This window comes from Arenimonas sp. (genome assembly GCF_019459675.1).
Taxonomy (GTDB): Bacteria; Pseudomonadota; Gammaproteobacteria; order Xanthomonadales; family Xanthomonadaceae; genus Arenimonas.
This window is the reverse complement of record NZ_JAIBFH010000191.1, coordinates 1-7,645: the sequence shown is the minus strand read 5'-3', so window position 1 is coordinate 7,645 and position 7,645 is coordinate 1. Positions and strand designations below refer to the sequence as shown.

The following is a 7,645-nucleotide window of genomic DNA, read 5'->3' as shown; positions in this document are numbered from 1 at the left end:
CCCCCCCCACCCCACCCCCACCACCACGCGGGGGTCCCCCCCCCCCCCTCAAACCACACCACCCCCCAACCCCCAAAAAACCCCCCGCGCCCCCGCCGCCCCCCCCCCCCCCCCCCGCGGCCAGCCGGTGCGCTACCGCATCCGCGCCAGCACGGCGGCACCGGCGGCCGACATCGACCTGTTCGTGGGCCGCGACTTCAACGTCAACGGCCTGCCCAGCGCCGGCGAGGAACAGTGCAATTCCCGCTCTGCTGGCTCCGCCGAGCTGTGCGAGCTGACGCTCTTCAGTGAAGCGGCGCCCATCCAGTACTGGATGATGGTGCAGAACTACGACGGCCCCGGCAGCAACGTGCGGGTGGACAGCGTGGTGGTGCCGCTGCAGGCGGTGGATTCACCCACCCTGGTGGCCTCCGGCCCGGGCAACGTCGCCGAGAACACTCCCTTCAAGATCCGCGTGGCCTACGACGACCCGACCATGGTCAACGGCGCGCAGCGCTTCGGCTATGTGTTCATCAAGTCCGGCCCGGGCGAGAACTCCACGGTGCTGGTGCCGGTGACGCTGACCCGGACGGGTGCGAGCTTCGAGCCGTTCGCGCTGGCCAACGGCACCGGCCGTGCGGTCACGCTGCCCAGCGGCACCAAGCATGAACGCCTGTACTTCGACGTGCCTCCGCACGCCACTTCGGTGCAGTTCAGCACCAGCGGCAGCACCGGCAACGTCGACTTCTACGTGGCGCGGGTGGCTTCGCCGACCGGCCCGACCATCGCCGCGGCCCCGGCCGACAACAACAACCCGGTGTACCGCGCGTTCGGCGCGGCGGGCGACGAAAGCCTCAACATTTCCGGCGCCAGCCTGCTGCCGGGTCGCTGGTACGTGGTCCCGGTCAACAACACCGGTGCCACGGTCAGCGCCACGGTCACCGCCACGGTGACCGCGCAGGGCGCCCGTCCGGGCTTCCTGTCGGGCCAGTACGTGAACGTTGCGCGCGACGGCCACGGCATGTTCGTCGACTTCGCCGGTCCGCAGGGTGCCCCCGACCAGTGGGTGACCGTCTGGTACACCTACCTCGAGGACAACACCCCCACCTGGTACTACTCGCAGGGCACTGCGCCCACGGCGGCGGGCATCTGGAAGTCCGAGCTGTTCCGTGTGGTCTGGGACGGCGATTCCACCCATGCGGTGGACGTGGGTGACGTGATCATCACCGAGACCGGCACCGAGACGATGACGCTCAGCTTCAACCTCGACGGCAAGAGCGGCTTCGAGACGATGGCGCGCGTGGGTGGCGGCAGCTGCCCGCAGTTCAACGCGCAGAACCTCGACGTGAGCGGCCACTGGTTCTCGCCCAGCCTGCCGGGCTTCGGCTACACCTACCTGGCCACCGGTGGTGCGAACCCGCAGGAAGTGCTGATCCCCTACGTTTACGACGGCAAGGGCTTCCCGCGCTGGCTTTACGGCCAGAAGGCCTTCGACGGCGCCAGCAACACCTTCAACATGCAGTGGTTCTCCGGCTTCTCGCCGCTGGCGGCCCCGGTGGGCCTGACCGGCACCGCGGCCGGCACCGCTACCCGTACGCTGGCCACCAACAGCCTCACCAACGTTTCGGTGACCAGCAACTTCGGCGGTGCCCTCACCGGCAGCTGGCTGCAGAACCGCGCGGTGAACCAGCTGTCGCAGCGCAAGAACTGCCAGTAAGCGCCACCCGGCTGTGAGAGGGGCCCTTCGGGGCCCCTTTTTTTTGCTCCGGACGGGCACGCGCGCTCGTTGTCATTCGCCGGTCCCTGCGTGAGAATCGGGCCAGTTCCTCCTTACCCCCCTCAGGCAGGATTGATCATGCGGACCGCTCCGTTGATGTTGGCCGTCACTCTCGGCCTGTTCCTGCCTGCCAGCGATCCGGGCGCGGCCCCTGGCGTTGAAACCGTGGCAAGCCAATCGCCGCGCGCCACTTACCTGGTGGCGTTCGACGAGCCGGCCGCCGCGCGTTTCCGCGGCTTCGAAGCCAGCGACAAGCACCGCCCGCGCCTGGCGGCCACCAGCGCGGTGGCCACCGGAGCCCGCAAGTACCTTGCGCAAAGCGTCGAAGCCCAGGCCTACGTTGCCTACCTGGACGAGCTGCGCGTGGCGCGTCTGGCCGATGCATCGCGCCGCTTCGGCCGGTCGCTGCAGCCGCGGTTCACCTACACGCACGCCATGAACGGCATGGCGTTGGAATTGACGGCCGCCGAGGCCAGCCAGCTGGCCGGCATGCCGGGGGTGCGCAGTGTGTCGCCCGACTTCAAACGCTTCCTGCAGACCGACCGGGGCCCGCAGTGGATCAAGGCCGACCAGGTCTGGAACGGCACCGCCACCGGGGTGGCCAATCGCGGCGAAGGGGTCATCGTCGGCGTGATCGACAGCGGCATCAACCGCGCGCATTCGGCGTTCGCGGGCACCGGCATCACCAATCCGCTGGGCGGCTTCCGCGGCTATTGCGCCGGCACGCCGGCGGCGTGCAACAGCAAGCTGATCGGGCTCTGGGATTTCACCACCAGCGCCATCGGCAACACCACCGATCCGGTCGATGCCGACGGCCACGGAACCCACATCGCCAGCACCGCGGTGGGCAATGCTTTCGTCCGGACGGCGGTGACCTACAGCGGCGTGGCGCCGCGCGCCAACCTGATCATGTACAAGGCCTGCCCGGGCACCGTCTGCGACGGCAGCGCGCTGGTGGCCTCGATCAACCAGGCCGTGGCGGACGGCGTGGACGTGATCAACTATTCCATCGGCGGTCCGCCGGTGGACCCGTGGCTGGCCGTGGGCGGCACCATCAACGACGACAGCGAGGCGTTTCTTGCCGCGCGCGAGGCAGGCATCGTGGTGGCCGCGGCAGCCGGCGACGAAGGCCCGTCGCCGGGCACGCCCGGCACGCCGGCCAACTCGCCCGGGGTGATGGGCGTGGCGGCGGCCACGCATGACCGCGGGGGCGCGGGTGTTCGGCGGGACGCCTCCCGCGGCCGCGGCCCCGTGGTTCCGCTGGGCGTCACCAAGCCCGATATCACGGCGCCGGGCGTCTCCATCATCGCCGCCGGCCGCACGCCCGGTGATGCGGTCAGCGTCGCCACCTTCAGCGGCACGTCCACGGCCACGCCGCACGTGGCCGGTGCCGCTGCGCTGGTCCGGTCGGTCAATCCCACCATCAACGCCAGCGCCGTGGTGTCGGCGCTGATGCTCACCGCGCGCAGCACCGTTACCGACGCGGGTGCGGCCACCACGCCGCATGCGCAGGGTGCCGGCATGGTGGACGTGGCCAAGGCGGTGCGGGCGGGCCTGTACCTGGACGTGACGCCGGGCGCGTTCGCACTGCCCGTGGTCAGCCCCTACAGCGGCGGCGCGGACGCACTGAACCTGCCGTCGCTGGCTCACGGCGCCTGCTTCCGCAGCTGCGTGATCACGCGCACGTTCAAACTGATGCCGGGTGCCAACGCGGCCAACTACAACATCAGCGCCACGATGGATTCGCCGGGCGCACAGCTGCTGCACAACCGGAACTCGTTCACCACCAGTGCGGGCGGGCAGGCCGTGGTGTTCACGGCCAACGTCGACTCGCCGGCGCTGGTGGGCAAGTGGGTCCATGGCCGCGTCAACCTGACCAATACCTCGGGCGACGGCCGCCCGAACCTGGCGCTGCCGGTGTCGATATTCGTCTCGCCGTTCGCCACCCAGGCCGCGCAGGACGCGTTGTCCGGAATCACGCGCACCGTGTCGCGCGAGCGCGATGCGTTCGACGTGGACATCAGCGATGTGGTGGCCCTGCCCAGCGCGCGCTTCGTCGCCACGCCGCTGGTGGCGCCGGTCACCGCCAGCCAGCCCATCGCGGCGTCGGCAACCCAACTGCGCCTGGTGACGGTGCCGGCCACGCCGGCAGGGCTGCCGGCAGTGAAGTACCGGCTGCGCGCCAGCTCGATCGCCGCTACCGACGGCCTGCAGTTGGCCGTGGGCCGCGACGCCGACGGCGACTCGCAGCCCGATGCCAATGAGGAGGTCTGCGGTTCACCCTCGTCCTACGCCACCGAGGTCTGCCAGTTCGAAGTCATGAGCACGGCAGCCCCGGCGCAGTACTGGATCGCGCTGCGCAACGAAAGCGGCGCCGCCATCACCGCCACGCTGGAGTCCTTCGTGCTGCCGCTGCAGGCCATGCCCGGCAGCAACCTGGTGGCCAGCGGTCCGGGGCGTACCGCGCCCGGGGAAGCGTTCCAGGTGCGGATGATCCACGACGATCCCTCGCTGGTGGCGGGGCAGGTGCGCGTGGGCTACCTGCTGGTCCAGCCCGCGGCGGGCAGCACGGCCCTGGAAGTGCCGGTGCGCCTGACCCGCAGCGGTGCCAGCTTCGAAGCCTTCGCACTGGCCAACGATGCCCCCCGCGCCGTGACGCTTCCCGCCGGCGCCAGCCACCCGCGCCTTTATTTTGATGTACCGCCGCATGCCACCACGGTGCAGTTCACCACCACGGGCAGCACCGGCAACCTCGACCTGTACGTGGCCCGCGTGGCGTCACCCACCGGGCCCGACATCCAGGACGCGCCGGCCTGGGACAACAATGTGGCGCTGCGCGCAGCCACCGCCGGCGGCAACGAAACCCTGGCCGTGTCGGGCGCCAACCTGGCGCCGGGCCGTTGGTACGTGGTGCCGGTCAACCCGACCGGCGGCACGGTGGCGGCCAGCGTTACGGCCACCGTGACGGCGCAGGGCGCGCCGCCTGCCATGCTGTCAGGCCAGTACGTGAACCTGGCGCGCGACGGCCACGGCATCTTCGTGGACTTCGCGGGCCCGCAGGGCGCGCCCGACCAGTGGGTGACCGTCTGGTACACCTATCTCGAAGACAGCACGCCCACCTGGTACTACTCGCAGGGGGCCGCGCCCACGGCCGCTGGCATCTGGAAGGCGGAGTTGTTCCGTGTCACCTGGGACGGCGCCGCCACGCAGGCAGTGGACGTGGGCGACGTGATCATCACGGCCACCGCGGCGCAGGCGATGACGCTCAACTTCAACCTCGACGGCAAGAGCGGCTTCGAGACCATGATCCGCGTGGGCGGCGGCAGTTGCCCGACGCTCAACGCCCAGAACCTGGACGTCAGCGGGCACTGGTTCTCGCCCAGCCTCGCCGGTTTCGGCTACACCTACCTGGCCACCGGCGGCGCCAATCCGCAGGAAGTCTTCATTCCCTACGTCTACGACGGGCAGGGCTTCCCGCGCTGGCTTTACGGCCAGAAGAATTTCGTTGCCGGCAGCAGCAGCTTCGACCTGCAGTGGTTCTCGGGCTTTTCCCCGCTGGCCGCCCCGGTGGGCCTGATCGGCACGCCGGCCGGCACCGGAACCCGCACCCTGGGGACCAACAGCGTGACCAACATGTCGGTGAACACCGCGTTCGGTGGCGCACTCCTCGGCACCTGGGTCCAGAACCGCGCGGTGGCGATGCTTTCCCAGCGAAAGAACTGCCTCTGAGCGCGTAATTGCGCAGGCAGGGCCCCCGGGCCCTCCTACGCGGGCGGTGATGCCCGCATAATCAGGGGCCGCGAACGCAACCCCGGCAGGCCATGCAGATCCAGACCAAGCTCCCGAAGGTCGGCACCACGATCTTCACCGTAATGTCGCAGTTGGCAATGGAACACCAGGCGGTCAACCTGGGCCAGGGCTTCCCGGATTTCCCGGTGCCCCAGCGCCTGGTGGACGAACTGTCGCGGGCCATGGCCGAGGGCAAGAACCAGTACGCCCCGGCCAACGGCATCCCGGCGCTGCGCCAGGCCATCGCCGCCAAGACCCAGCGCTGCTACGGCCGCGCCGTGGACGCCGACGCCGAAGTCACCGTCACCAGCGGCGCCAGCGAAGCCATCCTCGACGCCATACTGGCCGTGGTGCGGCCGGGCGAAGAAGTGATCGTGCTCGACCCCTGCTACGACTGCTACGAGCCCGCCATCGACCTGGCCGGCGGCATCGCCGTGCACGTGTCGCTGGACCCGGCCGATTTTTGCATAGACTGGCAGAAGGTGCGCGCCGCCATCAGTCCGCGCACGCGGATGCTGATGATCAATTCGCCGCACAACCCGTCGGGCGCGATGATGACGGCGCAGGACATGGCCGCGCTGGCCGATCTGCTGCGCGACACCGACATCGTGCTGCTGTCGGACGAAGTGTACGAACACATCATCTTCGACGGCCGCCGGCACGAAAGCGTGCTGCGTTACCCGGAACTGGCCGCGCGCGCCTTCGTGGTGTCCAGCTTCGGCAAGACCTACCACTGCACCGGCTGGAAGCTGGGCTACGCCATCGCGCCGCCCGCGCTCAGCGCCGAGTTCCGCAAGGTGCACCAGTACAACACCTTCTGCACCTTCGCCCCGGCGCAGTGGGCGTTCGCGGCCATGATCGAACACGAACCCGAGCACTACGATGGCCTGGGCGCGTTCTACCAAGCCAAGCGCGACCGCTTCCGCCAGCAGCTGCTGGGCACGCGCCTGGTGCCGCTGGACGTGCCGGGCGGGTACTTCCAGCTGGTGGACTATTCCGCCGTGAGTGACCTGGATGACGCGGCATTCTGCCGCTGGCTGACCATCGAGAAAGGCGTGGCCGCCATCCCGCTGTCGCCGTTCTACGCCGCGCCGCCGGCAGGCCAGCGGCTTGCGCGTCTGTGCTTCGCCAAGGTCGAGCCCACGCTGGACGCCGCCATCGAGCGGCTGGCGAAGATCTGATGGACGACCTGCGCGTCAGCCTGGTGCAGGGCGACACCGCCTGGCACGACCCCGCCGCCAACCGCGAAGGCTACGGTGCGCTGATCGCGCCGCTGGCCGGCCAGACCGATTTGGTGGTGCTGCCGGAAACCTTCACTTCCGGCTTCAGCAACGACGCGCTGGCGGACGCCGAAGGCATGGACGGCCCCACCGTGGCCTGGATGCGCGACCAGGCGGCCACCCTGGGCGCGGTGGTCACCGGCAGCGTGCAAATCCGGGAAGGCGAGGGTGTCTACAACCGCCTGCTGTGGGCCACTCCCGAAGGCGGGCTTCGCAGCTACGACAAGCGGCATCTGTTCCGCATGGCGCGTGAGCACGAGCGCTACGCGGCGGGCCGCGAACGCATCACGGTGGCCTTGAAGGGCTGGCGCGTCTGTCCGCTGGTCTGCTACGACCTGCGCTTCCCGGTTTTCGTGCGCAATCGCTTCGGCGTGGAAAGCCCGGACCGCTTCGACTACGACCTGCTGCTGTTCGTCGCCAACTGGCCCAGCGCCCGCCGCTACGCCTGGCAGACGCTGCTGCGCGCGCGCGCCATCGAGAACCTGAGCTGCGTGGTCGGCGTGAACCGGGTGGGCACCGACGGTAATGGCGTGGGCTACAGCGGCGACAGCGTGGCGCTCGACTTCCTGGGCCAGCCGCTGGTGGAGCTTGATGACCAGGTACGCGTGGCCACCGTCACGTTCGCGGCGCAGGCGCTGGCGGCACACCGCGAGCGGTTCCCGGCCCAGCTGGACGCGGACCGCTTCGAACTGCTCTAGCCTGGCGGTAGTTCCTAAAAAAAAGCCCGCCAGAAGGCGGGCTTTTTACTGAGGCCGCGACGAGCTCAGTCGTCCGACGGCAGGCCTTCCGGGCGCTTCTTGCGGAACGGCGGCGGGCCGCC

Annotated in this window: 3 protein-coding genes and 1 pseudogene; all 4 read left to right on the top strand. The window is 69.7% G+C overall.

Annotated features, from left to right (window positions below; all coding sequences use genetic code 11):
- Positions 1 to 1,696 (top strand): annotated as a pseudogene (locus K0M70_RS06700) (hypothetical protein); the annotation flags it as partial.
- A gap of 138 nt (positions 1,697 to 1,834) precedes the next feature.
- The gene (locus K0M70_RS06695; RefSeq protein WP_290780852.1) at positions 1,835 to 5,485 is read left to right on the top strand and encodes a S8 family serine peptidase; all 3,651 of its coding nucleotides are present in this window, start codon (positions 1,835 to 1,837) and stop codon (positions 5,483 to 5,485) included.
- Positions 5,486 to 5,577: 92 nt separating this feature from the next.
- Positions 5,578 to 6,726, top strand: coding sequence for a pyridoxal phosphate-dependent aminotransferase (locus tag K0M70_RS06690; protein ID WP_290780851.1), 1,149 nt, complete (start codon positions 5,578 to 5,580; stop codon positions 6,724 to 6,726).
- Complete coding sequence (locus K0M70_RS06685) at positions 6,726 to 7,523, top strand: amidohydrolase (RefSeq protein ID WP_290780849.1); 798 nt, start codon at positions 6,726 to 6,728, stop codon at positions 7,521 to 7,523. The genes K0M70_RS06690 and K0M70_RS06685 overlap by 1 nt, the downstream gene beginning before the upstream one ends.
- Positions 7,524 to 7,645: the final 122 nt, after the last annotated feature.